Origin of the sequence: Mycobacterium sp. NBC_00419 (assembly GCF_036023875.1) — a bacterium.
Taxonomy (GTDB): Bacteria; Actinomycetota; Actinomycetes; order Mycobacteriales; family Mycobacteriaceae; genus Mycobacterium.
In genome coordinates this window covers 5516921-5535855 of record NZ_CP107931.1, presented here as the reverse complement: position 1 = coordinate 5535855, position 18935 = coordinate 5516921, and the positions used below count along the sequence as shown (strand labels likewise).

The following is an 18935-nucleotide window of genomic DNA, read 5'->3' as shown; positions in this document are numbered from 1 at the left end:
GCCTTGCGGTCTCGGACGCGTCTCGCGAATCACTTACTGAACCTTGTAGATCCAGATCAGGGTCGTGGTGAGCTCACCCTTGTCGGTCCACTGGTACTTACGGGCGACACCCTGGCCGTCGTAGGTCTTGACCCACTCGAGCAGGTCCGGACGGGTGATCTTGCCCGCGTCGATGCCCTTCAGCAGCACGGTGCCGAGGTCGTAGCCCTCGGTGCTGTACGTCCCGGGAGCCTGACCGAACTTCTTGGTGTATTCGTCGGCGAACGCGCCGGTGGCCGGGCCGCAGGGGCAGGACAGGATGGCGTCCTTGGACGACGAGCCGGCCTGTTTGACGAACTCCGGATCCTTGGTGCCGTCGGCAGAGACGAACTTGCCGGTGAAGCCACCGTCACGCAGCTGCTGAACGAACGGTGCCGCCTCGGCGTAGTAGCCGCTGTAGAACACCGAGTCCGGCGACTGGCCCTTGACCTGCGTCACCGCGGCCGAGAAGTCCTTGTCGCCCTTCTTGACCGAGATGTTGCAGGCCTCGACGGCCACCGGGCCGAGGGTCTCGCGGACCGCCTGTGCCAGGCCGGTGCCGTAGTCGGTGCTGTCGTCGACGACACACACCTTCTTCTCGCCGAGTGTGTTCTTCAGGTAGTTGGCGACCGAGGGGCCCTGCACACCGTCGTTGGCCAGGCCGCGGAAGAATGTCTTCCAGCCCTGCTCGGAGAGCGTGACGTTGGTGGCCGACGCCGTGGTCGACACCAGGCCCGCCTGGTCGAACACCGAACCGGTGGCCTTGGTCTCACCGGAGAACGCGGGACCGACCAGGCCGATGGTGAACGCGTCGTCGACGATCTGCGGCGCGATGGCCGTCGCCTTCTGCGGGTCACCCTCGGTGTCGAAGGGCTTCAGCTGCACCTGGCAGCCGGGGTTGGCGGCGTTGTGCTTGTCGATGGCCAGCTGAACGCCGTTCTTGATGTTGATGCCCAGTGCCGCGTCGGGGCCGTTGAGGGCACCGGCCATGGCGATGGACACCGGCGGGCAGGTGGCCTTTCCGTCACCGGCGGGGTCGGCAGGGACCGCACCGGCCTCGGGCTTGACCTCGGCGCCGTTCTGGTCGATCTGGACCTGCTCGACGATCTTGAGATCGCTTTGCGACGAGTTCTCGCTCGGCGTGGACTGGTTGCAGCCGGCAATGCCAAACACCACCAGCAGCGCCGAACTCGCGGCGATTGCATTCCGTGTCGTGCGAGAGCGCACGTTTCACCTCCGGGTCTGTAGTTTCGTCGGCGTCGACACCGCAGACCGCCGTACCGTCCGGATCGTCGACACTTCGGGTAGAACATAGCCAACGCTGGGCCGCAGCGCGTGGTCTTGGCCAACGGCTGGCTGCGAGCATATTGCGGTTACAGCCAAACGGCGCGGTCAGGACGGTGACGTGCCGACGACCAACCGGTCAGGAAACGCAGAGTTAACGGGGCGAGTCGCCGACTCAGTTCGGCGACGCGGTGTCCTCCGGGGCGTCCAGCGTCTCGAGCACCACCTCGGCCACCCGCTTCATCGTCGTGCGGCGGTCCATCGCGGCACGCTGAATCCACTTGAAGGCTTCCGGCTCGGTCATACCCTGCTTGCTCTGCAGCAGGCCCTTGGCCCGCTCGACGAGCTTGCGGGTTTCCAGCCGGTCGGAGAGGTTGGCCACCTCGCGCTCGAGCTCGGCGAACTCGGCGAAGCGGCTGACGGCCACCTCGATGGCCGGGATCAGATCGGTGATGGAGAACGGCTTGACCAGATATGCCATCGCACCGGCGTCGCGGGCCTTCTCCACCAGGTCGCGCTGGCTGAATGCGGTCAGCACGACGATCGGGGCGATGCGTTTGGCCGCGATCTCCGAGGCGGCGTCGATGCCGTCCCGCCGCGGCATCTTGACGTCCATGATCACCAGGTCGGGGCGTAGCTGTTCGGCCAGTTCGACGGCTTCCTGCCCGTCGCCGGCCTCGCCGACGACTTCGTAGCCCTCTTCGCGCAGCATCTCGGCCAAATCCAGCCGGATCAGCGCCTCGTCCTCAGCGATCAGAACGCGGTGGGGCGTACGGCCCTCGGCGTCGTTGGTAGACCCGGTCATGAGGCTATTGTCGCGTGGCCGGTGCCAAACAGCGACCGCGGGGCGCTCGGCGCACCGCTTGGCCGGCTTCCCGCCGCCATCCACTATGGTGGGAAACCGCCGCGACGCGGCCACGCCCTCGTATCCCAACTGGCAGAGGAAACGGATTCAAAACCCGTGCAGTGTGAGTTCGAATCTCACCGAGGGCACCAGAAAGGCCAGCTCATTTACCCGGTTGACTACCGGACGCACTCGTTGCCGACGATTTCCTTGCAGACCGGTCCGGGCGGAGCCGGGTTCACGGTCGGCGAGAACGAGTTGCCGCCACCGGGAGATACAGCCTTTTCAGTGGGCGACACCGACGGGGCCGAGGTGGGCGTGGTGCTCGTCGGCGGAGCCTCCTTCTCGTTCGGGCTGCAGGCGGTCAGCGCCCCCATCCCGACGATCGCGGCCCCACCGGCGAGCAATGCAATGTGACGAGTCAAACGACCAGATGTCATAGCGCTCCCTTTTCTGCGTGCGCCGTGGCCGAATTGTCCGCACCGCCGGCCCGGCTATTTCCCGGAACGTATCGCAGTAATACGTTGCACAGGCGAAGTTCAGCGATAAGGCCGTGCGCGGCCCGCTTAACCCACGCTCGTCAGTAAAGATCGGTGCGCCGGTCGGCGAGCAGATCGACGTGTTCGGTCAGCTTCTTGTCGTGGGTGCGGCTCAAGTCGACGTCGGCGACCGCCAACCCCGGCCCCGCACCGGCGACGGCCACCACCCACCCGTCGGGATCGACGATCGCCGTGCCCTCGGTCCAGGGCTGCCCACGCTCCACCCCGGCCCGGTCGCACACGGCCACAGCGACTTTGTTGCATCTGGCCGTCGACATGGCGGTGATCACCTCACCGGGCCGCTCCCCCTGCGGCCGGGGAAACAGCGGCCAATTGACAGGCGCCACAATCAGTTCGGTGCCGTCGAGCACTGCCCGCCGAGTCAGTTCACCGAATTCCACGTCATAGCAGACCATTACAGCGATCACGCCATGCCGTGTTGTCAGCACCGGTGGCAGCTGGTCACCGCGGGTGAAGATCAGCTTCTCCCGGTCCCACAGGTGTGTCTTGCGATAGCTCGCCAGCACACCGTCACGCTCGAGCACCAGCGCGCTGTTGTACAGCAAGCCGTCATCGCCGAGTTCGCAGAAACCCCCGATCACCACCGCATCACCGGCCACCGACCGCCACGCGTCGAAGGCGGCAGCGTCGGGGCGCAGCGCAACCGACCGGGCCTCGTCGGCGTCGGTGAACATGTATCCCGAGGTGGCCAGTTCCGGCAACACCACGATGTCCGCTCCGGCGGCGACAGCCTGCGCAACCGCTGCCGTCGACAACTCCAGATTGGCTTCGAGTTGGCCTACCTCGGGGGCGATCTGGGCGCAGGCGATGCGGGTCACCCATGCAGGCTAACCTCACCGCAACACACTTGCCGAGGAGGAGCGATGCCCGACATCGTCGGACAGACGGACGCCACGAAGTTTCCCCGCTACGCCGAGCCCAGTACCTTCGCGCGGCTGCCCCGGGGCTCCGAGGTGCCCGGCGCCGCCGTCGGGATCGTCGGCGTGCCATTCGACAGCGGAGTGTCCTACCGGCCGGGTGCCCGATTCGGTCCATCACACGTCCGCGCAGGCTCAAAGTTGTTGCGGCCCTTCAATCCTGCATTGGGCGTGGAACCGTTCGCGGCTCACCAGGTGGCCGACTTCGGCGACATCGCGGTCAACCCGTTCGACATCAACGAGGCGATCACCACCATCGACACCGAGATCACCGATCTACGCAAGGACGGCACGACGCTGCTGACCATCGGCGGCGACCACACCATCGCGCTACCGATCCTGCGCTCACTGGCCCGCGACCACGGCCCGATCGCCGTGCTGCACTTCGACGCCCACCTCGACACCTGGGACACCTATTTCGGGGCGGCCTACACCCACGGCACCCCGTTCCGGCGCGCCAGCGAGGAAGGGCTGATCGACATGGAGCGCTCGCTGCACATGGGCATCCGCGGACCGCTCTACAGCAAGACCGACCTCGAGGACGACGCGGCGCTCGGCTTCCAGGTGATCCGTTCCGACGACTACGAATTCGACGGTGTCGCCAGCATCGTCGAACGCATGCGCAGCCGCCTCGACGGCGGCCCGGTGTACGTCTCGGTCGACATCGACGTACTGGACCCCGCGCATGCCCCGGGCACCGGAACTCCCGAAGCGGGCGGCCTGACCTCCCGGGAGTTGCTCAATACCTTGCGCGGCCTGGTGGGCCTCAACGTCGTCGGAGCCGACATCGTCGAGGTCGCCCCAGCCTATGACCATGCCGAGATCACCGGGATCGCCGCGGCGACCGTCGGCTACGAGTTGCTGTCGGTGCTGGCCGCCAACGGTTAGTCTCTGAGGGTGGGCACCAAGCGGAACTGCGCTGGTCCGGTGCCGTCGGACGACTCAGCCCGGCAGGCGGACTGTGAGCGCATGCAGCGCCGCCCATCGGCCCGCAACCAGCACTGGGCCGAGGCGGTGTCGCGGCAGATGCGGGTGCTCAACATCGCGACCTACATCGCCGGCTTCGTCACGGCGTGCTTCGGGGTGATGCAGATCGTCACCGGCCCCGGGGTGTTCAACATCGGCCTGATCAACCTGGGCACCGCGCTGGTCTTCTTCGCAATCCCGCTGCTGCAACCCTTCGGCGAGGTGATCGCCTCATTGGTGTTCGTCTTCTTCGCATTCGCATCGCTGACCGTGGTGGGCTGGCAGGTGGGCACCGACTCGGGCCTGCAGTTCTACTACCTGGTGTCCGCGTCGCTGGCGGTGCTGGTGCTCGGTGTCGAGCACGCTGTGCTGGCCTCCGTGGTGGTATCCATCGGAGTCGGACTCACCATCGCCTCGCAATTCCTGGTGCCCGGCGACACCCATCTGCAACCCCGGTGGGCCGTCAACGCGGGGTTCGTCATCACCACGGTGTCCGCGTCGGTGCTGATTTTCGCGACCGTCTGGTACGCGATGCGTGAGGTCTCGCGCGCCGAGGGCGCCATGGAAGTCGAGTACAAGCGCTCCGAGGCGCTGCTGGCCAACATCCTGCCCGGCAGTGTGGCCGAACGCCTCAAGGATCCGGCCCACGGCACCATCGCCGATCGCTACGACGACGCGTCGATCCTGTTCGCTGACATCGCCGGGTTCACCGAACGCGCGAGCCAGATTCCCGCCGCTGACCTGGTGCGCTTTCTCGACCGGCTGTACACCACCTTCGACCGTCTGGTGGACAAGCACGGCCTGGAGAAGATCAAGACCACCGGCGACTCCTACATGGTGGTCAGCGGGGTACCCGAGCCGCGCCCTGACCACGTCGAAGCACTGGCCCGGCTGGCGCTGGACATGTCCCGTGCGGTGGCCGATCTTCGCGATCCCAACGGCCAGCGAGTACCGCTGCGCATCGGGATGGCCTCGGGCCCCGTGGTGGCCGGTGTCGTCGGTGCCCGCCGGTTCTTCTACGACGTGTGGGGTGACGCGGTCAACGTCGCATCCCGGATGGAATCCACCGATCCCGAAGGCCGCATTCAAGTCCCCGAGAACGTCTACCTGCGGCTCAAGGACCAGTTTGTCCTGGAGAAGCGCGGGGAGGTCGACGTCAAGGGCAAAGGCATCATGTGCACCTGGTATCTGGTTGCCCAACGACCACCGGAAACTGTTGCACCGCAAAGCATTCGACCCGCCCAAGACGAAACTGGGCGGGTCGAGAGTCCAGCTGTCTAGCCCGGCCGCACCTCGGCATCGCCGCCGCCTCGGGTGGCCGCCAGGCTTCTGGCATAGCCGGTGCCCATCGCCAGCAGCACCAGTCCCACGACGATGAACACCACCACCCGGAACATTCCGTCGAGCGTGCCAAGGTCGAACAGGAGCAGTTTGGCCATCGCCGCCGCCGTCAGTACCAGGCCGGCCGCGACCGCCGACGCGCGCCGGGCAGGCTCCCCGGTGCGCAGGGCGGCGCTGAACAATGCCGCCGCCAATCCGATCCAGCAGATCGTCGCGGCCATCTGGCCCGCCAGGAAGCCGGTTTCCGGACCACCCACCAACACCCCCGCGGTGACGGTGAACGACGTGACGCAGTAGACGGCCACCGCGCCCGCACCGGCCCACATCGCTCGCCTTTCGGGAGAATCTGCGCGACGACGACTCCACGCCCCGGCCAGCGCAATAGCCCATACCGCCAGCAGCACACTGCAGGCCAGAGCAGACATGGCCGCCGGGACGGGAAGCGTCGTCGCGTACGTCAAGGTGTCAGGCGGCGCCTGGTCGAGGTACATGAGACCACCGACGGCTCCCAAACCGGTTGCCGCCCAACGTGCCACGACATCGTGGCGGCCGGCGACGGCCACCACGACAGCAAGTGCCAGCAGCGCAGGCGCCGCCACGTCGCCGCGCAGACCGACCGTGATCGCCAACAACGCGGCGACCGCCGACAGGGCCGACCACACCCGAGCGAGCACCCCGTCGACACCGAGGCGGTCGCCGAGCAGCACCATCGACAGCAGGCCGGCCGACAGCGCCGCAGCCAGCAGGGCCGCCAGCAGACGGTCGACGGCGATGCCGGCACACAGCAGTGGGACCACTCCGAGCACCGTCACCAGCGCCGTGGCGAGGTGATGTGTGGTCGACCGCACAAGCAGCAGTGCACCGCCCACCGCCAATAACGCCGCCAGGCCGCAGGCCGCGCCGAGGAGCCAGGTGTTCTCCGATGCGCCGAAGTGTGCCGCCATCAACGCGATCAACAACGGCAAAGTCACCGCCGCCGTGCGGGCGGCGTGCATCCAGGGCCAGTCCCGTCCGATGTGGACCGGCAATGCAGACGCCGAGAGCACGAGCATGAACCCGATCAGCAGCAGCGTCGCCCCATCGGTGATCACCGGCGCCAGCACCGCCAAGGGCACCAGAACCAGCAGGGCCAAATTCTGGGAGTCCCAGCGGCGGGCCAGGGCGAGTCCGCCGCCCCCGACCACGGCACCCAACGCCAGCGCGGCCACCGGCGGTACCCAGTGGTAGATCGTGGTGACCGCGATGATGTCCAGATAGGCCGCGGCAATCCCCGTGGCGCTCAGGGCGATCGCGCCGACCCGCCCACCCGGCCGGGCCTGCAGGCGACTTCCCACGGCGACCAGGGCCGCGGCCAGCGCCACACCGGCACCGACCCGCAGTTCCGGTCGCAGAAGTCCGGCCTGCGCGGCGAGCACGAGAAAGAGCACCACCCCGATCAGGGTGACCGCGACGCCGGCGACCGCCAGCGCCTTGCCGATCCACCCACGGTCCGGATCGCGCGGCGCGACAACGGGAGCCGGTGGCGGCGTGGGTCGATGTGCGGGCGGTGAAGGTGGCGGCCAGTACGGCATCGGCGGTGCGGGCGGCGGCCAATGAGGCATCGGCGGCGCGGGCCAATTCGGGGCCTGCGGTGCGGGTGCCGCAGGCGCCACGGGGACGGCCTCTAGTTCGGCGAAAGCTGATGAGATTCGGGCCATTTGGGCCGACATGCTGGCGAACTCCTGGGCCAACCTGGCCAGAGCCGCGCGCTGTGGATCGCTCACCCCTCCATCGTGGCCGCCGAACAGCGGTCGCGAATGAGTAGTACTACCTGACTAGGGCTGCTGATCCAAGCCATGCTCGATCGCGTAGCGGACCAGCTCGACCCGGTTGCTCACCTGCAGTTTGCGGAAGGTCGCCTGCACATGGTTCTCCACGGTGCGATGACTCAGATCGAGCTTGGCTGCGATCTGTTTGGCCGTCAGGCCCTTTGCCACATAGCGGAGTACCTCGGTCTCACGTTCGGTCAACCGCGGTGTGACGCCCTGAGAGCCCGCATTCTTCGCGATGCGCCGGTACTCACCGAGCACCAGACCGGCCAGCCCTGGAGTGAACACCGCTCGGCCCGCCGCCGTGGCACGCACCGCCTCGGCGAGATCGGACCTCGACGCACTCTTGACCAGGTATCCCGTGGCGCCCGCCTTGACCGCCTCCAGAACATCGTCGCGTTCGTCGGAGGCCGACAGGACCAGCACCCGCGAGGACGGGGACACCTGCAGCACCGCGGCGGTGCCCTGGGCGCCGTCGCCGTCACCGAGGCGCATGTCCATCAGCACCACGGCGGGCCGCACCACCGCTGCACGCCGGCGTGCCGACTCCACCCCGTCCGCGGTTGCGACGACATCGAAGCCGTCATCGGACAGGTCGCGGGCCACTGCGTCGCGCCAGATCGGGTGGTCGTCGACCACCATCACGGTGATCGGCTCAGCCACTGGGTTCACATTTCGGCACCGACAGTTCCCATTCCGTTCCATCCTCACCGGAGGCCAGCACTGCGGTCCCGCCCAACGAATGAAGCCGCCCCACAATAGATTTCGAGATACCCATCCGGCCCTCCGCGACGGCCCGTTCCAGGCGGCCCGGCACGATGCCGACACCGTCATCGCGAACTGTCACCAGAACATTGTCGGCGAGGTCCTCGAGCAGCAGGAATGCCCTGGCATCCGGGCCTGCGTGAGCGGCCACATTGTCCAGCGCGTTGCCGACCGCGGCGTCCAGCTCGGTGGCCACGGCCGAGGGCAACAGCACCGTGGTGGGCGGCAGGCTCACCGACACTCGGTCGGACTCCCGGCGCGAGAGCAGTCCCCGAAGGTCGATCTCGCCGAGATCCACATCCGGGCCGGTGTGCGAGATCATCCGCCGCAGGGAGCGTTCCTGCTCGCCGGCCAACGTCGCCAGGACCGCGGCCTCGCCGCCCAACTCGCGTCCGCGCTTGGCGACGAGGGCGAGCACCTGAACGACACCGTCGTGCACCTGCCTCGACAACCTCTCGCGCTCCTCCACCGCGGCCGCGAGTCGCATTGCACTCTGCAGCTCGGCGTGGGCACGTCGCGCCGTCTGGGCAGCCATGCCGACCGCCAGCCCGACCGCCAGCTCGATCACAATCGAGGCGTTCTGCCCGAAGTCGAGGTTGACGTGTTCTTTGATCACCGCCGCGGTGGCCATGACCGCCATACCCGCTGCCATTCCCGCCACCGGACCGACCTGAATCGCCGCGGAGATCGTGGCGTTGGTCGCCCACAAGGTCGTCGGGAGTGTCTGGTTGTCGGCGATCCACTGATCACCGGCTACCAGTTCGGTGGACAACATCAGCACCACCACGACCACGACCTCGGCGACCACCCATCCCGTGCGCCGGCCGAAGCCCCGCAGGTAGGCCACAGCGCACGCCAGCGTCCACGCGCTGAGTACCCCGAGAATCACCCATCCCAGCACCGGCCGGTCCAACTCGGGGTTGCGGCTGAACTGAAAGTAGACCGCGTAGGCGTAGCTGAGCAGCCGGAACACTTGCGCCGCCCGCCAGAGCGGCGTCGTCGGGTCCGCGCTACCCCGCACCTTCGGGGCTACATCACCTTGGACAGGAACGCCTTGGTGCGATCGTGCTGTGGGTTGCTCAGCACCTCACGGGGAGCGCCACTTTCGACAATGACCCCGCCGTCCATGAACACCAGCTGGTCGGCGACCTCGCGGGCGAAACCCATCTCGTGGGTGACGACCACCATCGTCATACCTTCGCTGGCGAGCTTCTTCATGACGCTCAGCACCTCACCGACAAGCTCGGGATCCAGCGCCGAGGTGGGCTCATCGAACAACATCAGCTTGGGATCCATCGCCAGCGCCCGGGCAATGGCGACGCGCTGCTGCTGACCACCGGACAACTGGGCCGGGTAGGCATCGGCCTTGTCCCCCAGGCCAACCTGGGCCAGCAGGTCGCGGGCCCGCTGAATTGCCACCGACTTCTTGACCTTCTTGACGTGGATCGGTGCCTCGATGATGTTGTCCAGCGCCGTGCGATGCGGGAACAGGTTGAAATGCTGGAACACCATGCCGATGTCACGGCGTTGCTTGGCGGCGTCTCGCGGAGACATCTCGAGGAGCTTGTCCTGACGCTCCCGGTAGCCCACCAGATCGCCGTCGACGTACAGCCGGCCGGCGGTGACTGTCTCCAGGTGGTTGATACACCGCAGGAACGTCGACTTGCCCGAGCCCGACGGCCCGACGAGTACCAGCACCTGGCCGCGGTCGACCGTCAGGGTGACACCTTTCAAGACCGACAACGCACCGAAGTCCTTGCAGACGCGCTCGGCACGCACCATGGGCTCTGTCATACGTGTCCTGCCTCCGTGCCGGTCTGCGCCTTGGCCAGCGCCTCCAGCTGCTTCGAGGTCAACCGTCGGGAGATGCCACGGGAGAAGTACCTCTCCAGGTAGAACTGCCCGACCATCAGAATGCTGGTGACGATCAGGTACCAGGAAGCCGCCACCAGGAGCAGAGGAACGGGCTCGAAAGTGCGGGCGGCGATTTCGCGGGAGGCGATGCTGTACAGGTCATAGGAATACGGCACCGCAGTGACCAGCGACGTCGTCTTCAACATACTGATGAGCTCGTTGCCCGTCGGCGGGATGATCACCCGCATCGCTTGCGGAAGCACGGTGCGGCGCATGGTCATTCCCCACGACATGCCCAGCGCTGTCGAGGCCTCCGACTGACCTTCCGGCACTGACGTGATGCCCGCCCGGATGATCTCGGCCATGTAGGCCGCTTCGTTGAGGCCCAGGCCGATGACCGCCAGCAGGAACGGGATCGACAGGCTTTGCACGTTGAGGTGGAAGAACGTCGGCCCGAACGGGATGCCCAGCTGGATGTTCTGGTAGATCGTCGGGATCAGGCCCCAGAACACCAACTGCACATACACCGGTGTGCCCCGGAAGATCCAGAGGAACACCCACGACACCGTCCGGAACACCGGATTGGGCGACAGCCGCATCACCGACATGATCACGCCCAGCACGACGCCCAGCGCCATTGCGTAGACGGTCAGCTGCAGCGTATTGAAAACACCCAGCAGGATCCGGTCGTTGAACAGGTATTCCCCGTACGTCGTCCACCCGTAGGCCGGGTTGGTGGCGGCGCCGTAGAGGAACAGCCCGACGAGCACGATGATGGCGGTCGCCCCCACCCACCGCCATGGGTGCCGCAGCGGAACTGCGTTGATGGCAGGTGGGGCCGACGCGTCAACATTCGTCATGTTGCTCAGCTGGTCGCCCCGTTGATGACCGGCTTCTCGATCATGCCCTGCTCGACGCCCCAGTTGCTGGCGATGGCCTTGTAGTCGCCGGTCTCGATCAGGTGCTCGAGAGCCTTCTGCAGCGACTGCGCCAGCGGCGAGCCCTTCGCGACGGGCCAGCCGTACGGCGCGGCTTCGAAGATCTCACCGGCGGCCTCGAGCTTGCCCTTGCTCTGCTTGATGGCGTAGGCCGTCACCGGAGAGTCCGCCGACATCGCATCGGCCTGCCCGAGGACAACCGCGTTGGTGGCGGCGTCCTGGCCGTCGAACTTGAGGATCTCGATCGCCGGCTTACCTTCGTCGGTGCACTTCTTGCTCTTGGCGGGGAGTTCGTCGGTCTCCTCGGTGGTGGTGGCCTGCACCGCCACCTTCTTGCCGCAGGCGTTGTTGGGGTCGATCGGAGCTCCGGGACGCTGCGCCCACAGGATGCCGGCGTTGAAGTAGTCGACGAAGTCGACCGAAGCCTGGCGCTCCTTGGTGTCGGTGAACGACGACATGCCGACGTTGTAGGTGCCGCCCTGGATCGACGGGATGATCTTGGCGAAGTCGGACTCGCGGTAGTCGACGGTCAGGCCCAGGGTGGACGCGACGGCGTTCATCAGATCGACGTCGAAGCCGACGATCTTGCCGCTGGAATCCTTGAACTCGTTGGGCGCGTAGGGAATGTTCACGCCGACGATCAGCTTGCCCGACTTCTTGATGTCCTCGGGCAGCGTCGCCGCGATGTCGTCGACCTTGGCGGCCTTGACCGCGGCCGTGGACTCCGACGGGCCCGCGCTGGGCTCAGACTTGCTGCTGCAGCCGGACAGAGCCAGGGAACCCGCGACCGCGACCACCCCGACAACACGCCACCAACGGCCGATCCCCCGACGGTCTTGACATCCAGTAAGCACGTTGACTCTTCTTTCTGCTTCGGGCCGCCCAGCGCCCCACGCTCAGGACGCCGAGGACCGTGGACCCAGCTCGCACTGCCGGTACCGGAACAGTAAGCCATGGTGAACGGCCTACGGGGAAACTTAACCCTGTTGATACCCACGCGCTGTCCGAGCGGCAAATGAAGTTGTGACGTCCCCGAGAAAACGCGCCGGGACTTAAGGCCCCAATCGATTCACCGGGCGCTCAAATACACCAAGCCGACGCGGCCCTGTGTCACACTGCGGCCATGACAACTACCACTGCGCCTACCGGCGCGCCGCCGTTGCTGCCACACCTGTGGAAGTCTGTGCTGCTGTCCGGAATCCTGTCGCTGGTTCTGGGCATCCTGGTTCTGGTCTGGCCGGGTATCTCGATCCTCGTCGCCGCGATCTTCTTCGGCGCCTACCTGTTGGTCACCGGTATCACCCAGGTGTTCCACGCATTCACCCTGCATGTGTCGGCCGGCGGCCGGGCGCTGCTGTTCATCAGTGGCGCAGCCTCACTGGTGCTGGCGGTCCTGTGCTTCCGCAGCATCGCGAACTCGATCCTGCTGCTGGCCATCTGGATCGGCGTGGGCTTCATCTTCCGCGGTGTCGCCACGGCCGCCTCGGCGATCAGCGACCCGGACACCCCGGGGCGCGGCTGGGAGATCTTCGTCGGCGTCATCAGCCTGATCGCGGGCATCGTCGTGCTGGCCTCGCCGTTCCCGTCGCTGGCCACCCTGACGCTGGTCGTCGGCATCTGGCTGGTGGTGATCGGTGTGTTCGAGATCGTGTCGTCCTTCGGGATCCGCAAGGCCTCCAACAACCTGAGGGAACGCATCACCGGAGCAGCCTGAGCCGGCTATGACGCTGCTCACCTAGGACGAAAGACCCTAGCGCCGAAGGCGCGGATCGCTACTACACTGTGTCGTAGACAGGCGATCCGCGTCTTCGGTCTTTCATTTTGGGGAGACTCTCGTTATGGGTGCTCTTGACGTTTCACGGTGGCAGTTCGGCATTACGACCGTCTACCACTTCATCTTCGTACCGCTGACAATCGGGCTGGCTCCCCTGATCGCGGTCATGCAGACCCTCTGGGCGGTCACCGACAACCCGGCGTGGTACCGGATGACCCGATTCTTCGGCAAGATCTTCCTGATCAACTTCGCCATCGGCGTCGCCACCGGAATCGTGCAGGAATTCCAGTTCGGTATGAACTGGAGCGAGTATTCGCGCTTTGTCGGTGACATCTTCGGCGCGCCACTGGCATTGGAGGCTCTGGTCGCCTTCTTCCTGGAGTCGACCTTCATCGGCCTGTGGATCTTCGGCTGGAATCGGATTCCCAAATGGCTCCACCTGACGTCGATCTGGCTGGTGGCATTCGCCGTCAACCTGTCGGCCTTCTTCATCATCACGGCCAATTCGTTCATGCAGCATCCGGTCGGCGCCCGTTACAACCCGGCGACCGGACGGGCGGAACTGCAGAGCATCACCGAACTGTTCACCAACAACACCGGTGTCGCAGCGTTCTGGCATGCGGTGGCGGCGTCGTTCCTGACGGCGGCGACATTCGTCGCGGCGGTGTGCGCATGGTGGATGGTGCGCGCCAAGGGAACTGCCGATGCGGCGGCGCTCTATCGGCCCGGCGCGATCCTGGGTGCCGGGGTGGCGATCGTCGCCTCCTTCGGCCTGTTCTTCACCGGCGACGTCCAGGGCAAGCTGATGTTCCATCAGCAGCCGATGAAGATGGCCGCCGCGGAATCGCTGTGCCACACCGAACTCGACCCCAAGTTCTCGATTCTGACCGTCGGGACACACAACAACTGCGACAGCATCACCCGGGTGCTCGAGGTGCCCTACGTGCTGCCATTCCTGGCCGAGGGCAAGTTCAGCGGCGTGACGCTGGAAGGCACCAACGACCTTCAGCAGCAATACGTTCAGCGATTCGGCCCGGACTGGTACGTGCCCAACCTGTTCGTCACCTACTGGTCGTTCCGGGCGATGATCGGCCTGATGGCGATTCCGTTCCTGTTCGCCGTGAGCGTGCTCTGGCTCACCCGCCGCGGCCGCGTGCCCGAGCAGCGCTGGTTGTCCCGCTTTGCGCTGTGGACCATCCCGACACCGTTCCTGGCATCGATCTCGGGCTGGGTGTTCACCGAGATGGGCAGGCAGCCCTGGGTGGTGGCGCCCAATCCTGATGGCGATCAACTGGTTCGGCTCACCGTGCGCCAGGGGGTGTCGCTACACGGGCCCGGCCTGGTGTGGGTGTCGCTGATCTCGTTCACCTTGATCTACGCCGTGCTCGCGGTGATCTGGTTCTACCTAATCCGCCGCTACGTGGTGGCCGGTCCGCAGGACCACGACTCCGAGCCCGCGCCGCCATCCCCGCCTGGCGAGGACGAGGTCGCCCCCCTGTCGTTCGCCTACTGAGGAGGTGATCATGAGCCTGCAACAATTCTGGTTCGGCATCGTGGCGGTGCTGTTCCTGGGCTTCTTCGTCCTGGAGGGTTTCGACTTCGGTGTCGGGATGCTCATGGAATGGCTCGGCCGAGCCAGCAAGGGAGACATCGAGTCTCACCGCCGGGCGGTGCTGAACACGATCGGGCCGGTATGGGACGGCAACGAGGTCTGGCTGATCACCGCGGGCGGTGCCATGTTCGCGGCATTCCCGAACTGGTATGCCACCGTCTTCTCCAGCCTGTACCTGCCGCTGCTGGTCATCCTGCTGTCGATGATCGCCCGGATCGTCGCGATCGAATGGCGCGGCAAGATCAACGATCCCCGCTGGCGGACCTGGTGTGACATCGGCATCGCGGTGGGCTCCTGGCTGCCCGCCATCCTGTGGGGCGTGGCGTTCGCCGTCCTGGTCAGCGGACTGCCCGTCGGCCCCGACAAGAACGTCACCGGACTGACGTTCACCGACGTCGTCAACCCCTACACGCTGTCGGGCGGGCTGGCCACGTGTGCGCTGTTCCTGTTCCACGGCGCAGTGTTCCTGGCACTCAAGACCGGTGGCGAAGTCCGTCACGATGCCGTGCGGCTGGCGCGCAGGCTCAGCGTTCCGGCCACGATCCTGGTCGCCGGGTTCGGGCTGTGGACGCAGTTGGCGCATGGGAAGTCGTGGACATGGGCGTTGGTCGCGCTCGCCGTCGTCGCCCAGTTGGCGGCCGTGGCCGCCGTCGGCGCCGGTCGTGAAGGGTGGGCGTTCCTGTCGACCACCGTGGTGGTGGCCGCCGTGGTGGTCCTGCTGTTCGGCTGCCTCTACCCCAACTTGGTGCCGTCGACGATCGACCCGGCCTACAGCATCACCATCTTCAACGGCTCATCGAGTCCCTACACCTTGAAGGTGATGACTTGGGCTGCAGTGATTTTCACCCCGCTCGTGCTCGTGTACCAGGGCTGGACCTACTGGATATTCCGTAAGCGGATCTTCGCCGAGGCGATTCCGCCGTCGATCGGCCTGCCGCTGAGGCGGGTGCCCTGACCCAGGACGGTCGACGACGATCGGGCCCGCTTGATCCACGGCTGTGGCGGGTCTCCCCCGCGGTGCGCCCGTTCCTGGTCGCAAGCGTCGCGTGCGGGATCGTCATCGCCGGCTGCGCGATCGGCGCCGCCGTGGTCCTGGGCCACCTGGTGGCCACTGTCATCACCGATCCGTCCACCCGCAGCGTCGGGCACTGGCGTACCGAACTGGCGTTGCTGGTCGGGCTGTGGGCACTGCGCACCACCGCACACTGGTTGCAGGGCAGGCTCGGGCAGCGCGGCGCCAGTGCGGTGATCGGCGACCTGGGCGGACAGGTGCTCGACGCGGTGACCGCTCTGCCGCCGGCCGATCAACAGGCCCGGCGCGACGAGGCCGCAACCCTGGTGACCACCGGCCTGGACAAGCTGCGGCCCTATTTCACCGCCTATCTGCCCGCCCTGTTCCTCGGTGTCGTGCTGACCCCGGCCAGTATCGCGGTGATCGCTCTCTACGATCTGCAGTCGGCCGTGATCGTCGTGATCGCCCTGCCGCTGATCCCGGTCTTCATGGTCCTCATCGGCCTGGCCACCGCCGAGCGCTCCGCGGCGGCGCTGACCGCGATGAGCACACTGCAGGCCAGGATGATGGACCTCATCGCCGGCATCCCCACCCTGCGGGCTCTCGGCCGGGCCGACGGACCGGCCGACCGCATCGCGAAACTGGGCGCCGCCCATCGGCGTTCGGCATTGGCGACACTGCGGATCGCCTTCCTGTCGTCGTTGGTTCTCGAACTGATCGCGACGTTGGGGGTCGCCCTGGTCGCCGTGAGCATCGGGTTGCGGTTGGTGTTCGGTGAGATGTCGTTGGCCGCCGGGCTGACGGTTCTGTTGCTGGCACCCGACGTGTTCTGGCCGCTGCGGCGGGTCGGAGTGGAATTCCATGCCGCGCAGGACGGAAAGACCGCCGCCGACAAAGCCTTCGCTCTCATCGAGCAGAGTCCGGCCGTGATCGGAGGCAGCCGGACGATACCCGGGGGCGCTGTCACCATCGCACTCGAGGACGTCTCGGTGGCCGGACGCGACGGGCTGGCACCGGCACGACTGTCCGGGCTCTGCCAGCCGGGGCAAGTAACCGTGTTGACCGGACCCAACGGCACCGGCAAGAGCACCACGTTGCAGGTCATCGCCGGTCTGGTCGCACCCACATCCGGTCGCGTCACCGTCGAGGGCGTCGACGTCGCCGACCTGGACCTCCCATCGTGGTGGCGGCAGCTCGTGTGGCTGGCCCAGCGGCCGGTCGTCATACCCGGCACCGCGGCGGAGAACCTGGCCCTATTCGGCGAGCTTATGGACATCGAATTCGCCTGCCGCGCATCCGGTTTCGACGAGGTCCTGGCCGGGCTGCCGAACGGCCTGGACACCAGGCTGGGACGCGCCGGAGCCGGCCTGTCCCTGGGACAACGTCAGCGCCTCGGCCTGGCACGGGCGCTCGGGTCACCGGCGCGGGTGCTGTTGCTCGATGAACCTACCGCCCACCTCGACCCGGTCACCGAGGCGGCGGTGCTGGAGTCGATCGCCGCCCGGGCCGCCGACGGAGCCACGGTGGTGATGGTCGCTCACCACGACACGGCGATCGCCATCGCCGATCGGGTGATCAGGGTGGAGGCGGACAGCCATGCCCAGATCTGACCTGTTGCGCACAGCGCTGCCCCTGCTACGTCCGCGGCTGCCACGACTGCTGCTGGCGATCACCCTCGGCGCGTTGTCCCTGGGCAGTGCGCTGGCATTGGCCGGCGTCTCGGCGTGGCTGATCACCAGGGCGTGGCAGATGCCGCCGGTGCTCGACCTGTCGATTGCGGTCGTGGCGGTGCGCACATTCGGCATCTCGCGCGGCGTGCTCGGCTACTGCGAACGGCTGGCGTCGCACGACACCGCGCTGCGTGCCGCGGAGAACGCCCGCAGCGAGATCTACCGACGGCTGGCCTACGGGCCGCCGGAGGTCACCGCACGGCTGCCCGGCGGCGAACTGCTCACCAGGGTCGGCGCCGATGTCGACACATTGGCCGATGTCCTGGTGCGCGCTCTGGTTCCGATCGGCGTGGCCGTAGTTCTGGGCATCGCGGCGACTGCGGTCATCGCCCTGATCTCCCCGGCTGCGGCACTGGTCCTGGCGGCCTGCCTGCTGCTCGCCGGGGTACTGGCACCGTGGCTGGCGGGCCGCGCGGTGCGTGCTTCCGAACAGGCCGCCCGCCGACACCATTCCGGGCGCGATACCGCGGCGATCACCGCACTCGAGCATGCCTGCGAACTCCGGGTCGCCGGACGCCTGCCCGCAGTGATCACCGAAGCCGCGGCGCGGCAACGCGATTGGGGTGCCGCGCTTGATCGCGCCGCCGCACCGGCGGCTCTGGCCGCGGCGGTGCCGACCGCGGCGGTCGGTATCAGCGTGATCGGCGCGGTCGTGATCGGCATTTCGCTCGCCGCGACCACGGCGCCCACCACGTTGGCGGTGCTGATGCTGCTGCCGCTGTCGGCCTTCGAGGCCACCGGGGCATTGCCGGGCGCCGCGGTGGCACTGGCGCGGGCGCGGATCGCCGCGGCACACATCGCCGACCTCGTTCCCGCTAGCACCGTCACCACAACCATCGTCACCCCGGCGAACACCCCGCACCTTCAGGCCGTGGAAGTCCGGGCCGGATACCCCGACGGGCCCCAACCGCCCAGTCTCACAATCGATCTCCAGCCAGGCGCGAGGCTGGCGGTCACGGGCCGAAGCGGTGCCGGCAAGACGGCGCTGCTGATGACACTGGCAGGAATACTGCCACCCCGCAGCGGCACGGTGACAGTGGACGGTGCCGCCACCGGCACTCTGACCGAGTCCCAATTGCGCAGCGCGGTATGCTTTTTCGCCGAGGACGCGCACCTGTTCGCGACCACGGTGCGAGACAATCTACTTGTCGCCCGGGGCGACTGCACCGATGCGGAACTGACGCACACCCTAGGGGTCGTCGGCCTCGGCGATTGGCTGACCAGGCTCAGCGACGGGCTGAACACCGTGCTGACCGGCGGTGCCGCTTCGGTGTCGGCCGGACAACGGCGCCGCCTGCTGCTGGCGCGGGTGCTGTTGTGTCCCGCGCCGGTGGTGCTACTCGACGAACCGACCGAACATCTCGACGCGGCCGATGCGCGCCGGGTGCTGGCCGCATTGCTCGATGCGCGCAACGGCCTGATATCGCCATCACGCACCGTTGTCGTCGCAACCCACCAGCTAGGCGACGACATCACCTGTCCGCGACTATCGGTCAGCAACGACGGGTAACG

At 67.0% G+C, this 18935-nt stretch carries 17 protein-coding genes and 1 tRNA gene; 9 read left to right on the top strand and 9 right to left on the bottom strand.

The genetic code is table 11. The annotated features are described in order from the left end of the window. Positions 1-33 precede the first annotated feature (33 nt). Together OG976_RS26390 and OG976_RS26385 are read right to left on the bottom strand one after the other, a co-directional pair. Positions 34-1245, bottom strand: a complete 1212-nt coding sequence (locus OG976_RS26390) for a branched-chain amino acid ABC transporter substrate-binding protein (protein ID WP_328355919.1) — start codon at positions 1243-1245, stop codon at positions 34-36. Between the two features lie 232 nt (positions 1246-1477). Beyond that, entirely contained in the window at positions 1478-2107 is a 630-nt protein-coding gene (locus tag OG976_RS26385) for an ANTAR domain-containing response regulator (protein ID WP_328355916.1), read from the bottom strand. Positions 2108-2221: 114 nt separating this feature from the next. Here OG976_RS26385 and OG976_RS26380 point away from each other — a divergent pair. Together OG976_RS26380 and OG976_RS26375 are read left to right on the top strand one after the other, a co-directional pair. Beyond that, positions 2222-2298 (top strand) — tRNA-Leu (locus OG976_RS26380). A 136-nt stretch (positions 2299-2434) separates the two neighbouring features. After that, positions 2435-2563 (top strand): hypothetical protein, encoded by a 129-nt coding sequence (locus tag OG976_RS26375; protein ID WP_328355913.1) that lies wholly within the window; start codon positions 2435-2437, stop codon positions 2561-2563. Positions 2564-2726: 163 nt separating this feature from the next. On the opposite strand, the gene OG976_RS26370 is transcribed toward OG976_RS26375, so the two are convergent. Continuing rightward, positions 2727-3524 (bottom strand): nitrilase-related carbon-nitrogen hydrolase, encoded by a 798-nt coding sequence (locus tag OG976_RS26370; RefSeq protein ID WP_328355910.1) that lies wholly within the window; start codon positions 3522-3524, stop codon positions 2727-2729. A gap of 45 nt (positions 3525-3569) precedes the next feature. On the opposite strand from OG976_RS26370, the gene speB reads away from it, so the two are divergent. Together speB and OG976_RS26360 are read left to right on the top strand one after the other, a co-directional pair. Further along, positions 3570-4511, top strand: coding sequence for an agmatinase (speB, locus tag OG976_RS26365; RefSeq protein WP_328355907.1), 942 nt, complete (start codon positions 3570-3572; stop codon positions 4509-4511). A 9-nt stretch (positions 4512-4520) separates the two neighbouring features. Beyond that, positions 4521-5870, top strand: coding sequence for an adenylate/guanylate cyclase domain-containing protein (locus OG976_RS26360; protein ID WP_442930397.1), 1350 nt, complete (start codon positions 4521-4523; stop codon positions 5868-5870). On the opposite strand, the gene OG976_RS26355 is transcribed toward OG976_RS26360, so the two are convergent. The 6 genes from OG976_RS26355 to OG976_RS26330 are packed head-to-tail and all read right to left on the bottom strand — an operon-like array spanning position 5867 to position 12092. After that, positions 5867-7693, bottom strand: coding sequence for a DUF2339 domain-containing protein (locus tag OG976_RS26355; protein ID WP_328355901.1), 1827 nt, complete (start codon positions 7691-7693; stop codon positions 5867-5869). The genes OG976_RS26360 and OG976_RS26355 overlap by 4 nt on opposite strands. Positions 7694-7744: 51 nt before the next feature. Then, positions 7745-8443 (bottom strand): response regulator transcription factor, encoded by a 699-nt coding sequence (locus tag OG976_RS26350; RefSeq protein WP_328355898.1) that lies wholly within the window; start codon positions 8441-8443, stop codon positions 7745-7747. Beyond that, positions 8394-9524 (bottom strand): MacS family sensor histidine kinase, encoded by a 1131-nt coding sequence (gene macS / locus OG976_RS26345; RefSeq protein ID WP_328355895.1) that lies wholly within the window; start codon positions 9522-9524, stop codon positions 8394-8396. Before macS ends, OG976_RS26350 begins: the two co-directional genes overlap by 50 nt. Before the next feature lie 8 nt (positions 9525-9532). Then, the gene (locus OG976_RS26340; RefSeq protein WP_328355892.1) at positions 9533-10297 is read right to left on the bottom strand and encodes an amino acid ABC transporter ATP-binding protein; all 765 of its coding nucleotides are present in this window, start codon (positions 10295-10297) and stop codon (positions 9533-9535) included. Beyond that, positions 10294-11217: an amino acid ABC transporter permease gene (locus tag OG976_RS26335; protein ID WP_328355889.1), complete on the bottom strand. Its 924-nt coding sequence runs from the start codon at positions 11215-11217 to the stop codon at positions 10294-10296. The genes OG976_RS26340 and OG976_RS26335 overlap by 4 nt, the downstream gene beginning before the upstream one ends. Positions 11218-11222: 5 nt before the next feature. Next, entirely contained in the window at positions 11223-12092 is an 870-nt protein-coding gene (locus OG976_RS26330) for an ABC transporter substrate-binding protein (protein WP_442930396.1), read from the bottom strand. A gap of 308 nt (positions 12093-12400) precedes the next feature. Here OG976_RS26330 and OG976_RS26325 point away from each other — a divergent pair, with 308 nt between their 5' ends. The 5 genes from OG976_RS26325 (at position 12401) to cydC (ending at position 18933) form a co-directional block, all read left to right on the top strand. Further along, on the top strand, positions 12401-13009 hold the full coding sequence (locus OG976_RS26325) for an HdeD family acid-resistance protein (RefSeq protein ID WP_328364039.1): 609 nt from the start codon (positions 12401-12403) through the stop codon (positions 13007-13009). Positions 13010-13133: 124 nt separating this feature from the next. Further along, entirely contained in the window at positions 13134-14582 is a 1449-nt protein-coding gene (locus tag OG976_RS26320) for a cytochrome ubiquinol oxidase subunit I (RefSeq protein WP_328355884.1), read from the top strand. Positions 14583-14592: 10 nt separating this feature from the next. Beyond that, on the top strand, positions 14593-15636 hold the full coding sequence (gene cydB / locus OG976_RS26315; protein ID WP_328355881.1) for a cytochrome d ubiquinol oxidase subunit II: 1044 nt from the start codon (positions 14593-14595) through the stop codon (positions 15634-15636). Between the two features lie 62 nt (positions 15637-15698). After that, positions 15699-17303, top strand: coding sequence for a thiol reductant ABC exporter subunit CydD (gene cydD / locus OG976_RS26310; RefSeq protein WP_328355877.1), 1605 nt, complete (start codon positions 15699-15701; stop codon positions 17301-17303). Beyond that, a complete protein-coding gene (cydC, locus tag OG976_RS26305; protein ID WP_328355874.1) occupies positions 17290-18933 on the top strand; it encodes a thiol reductant ABC exporter subunit CydC in 1644 nt (547 codons plus the stop codon). Before cydD ends, cydC begins: the two co-directional genes overlap by 14 nt. Positions 18934-18935: the final 2 nt, after the last annotated feature.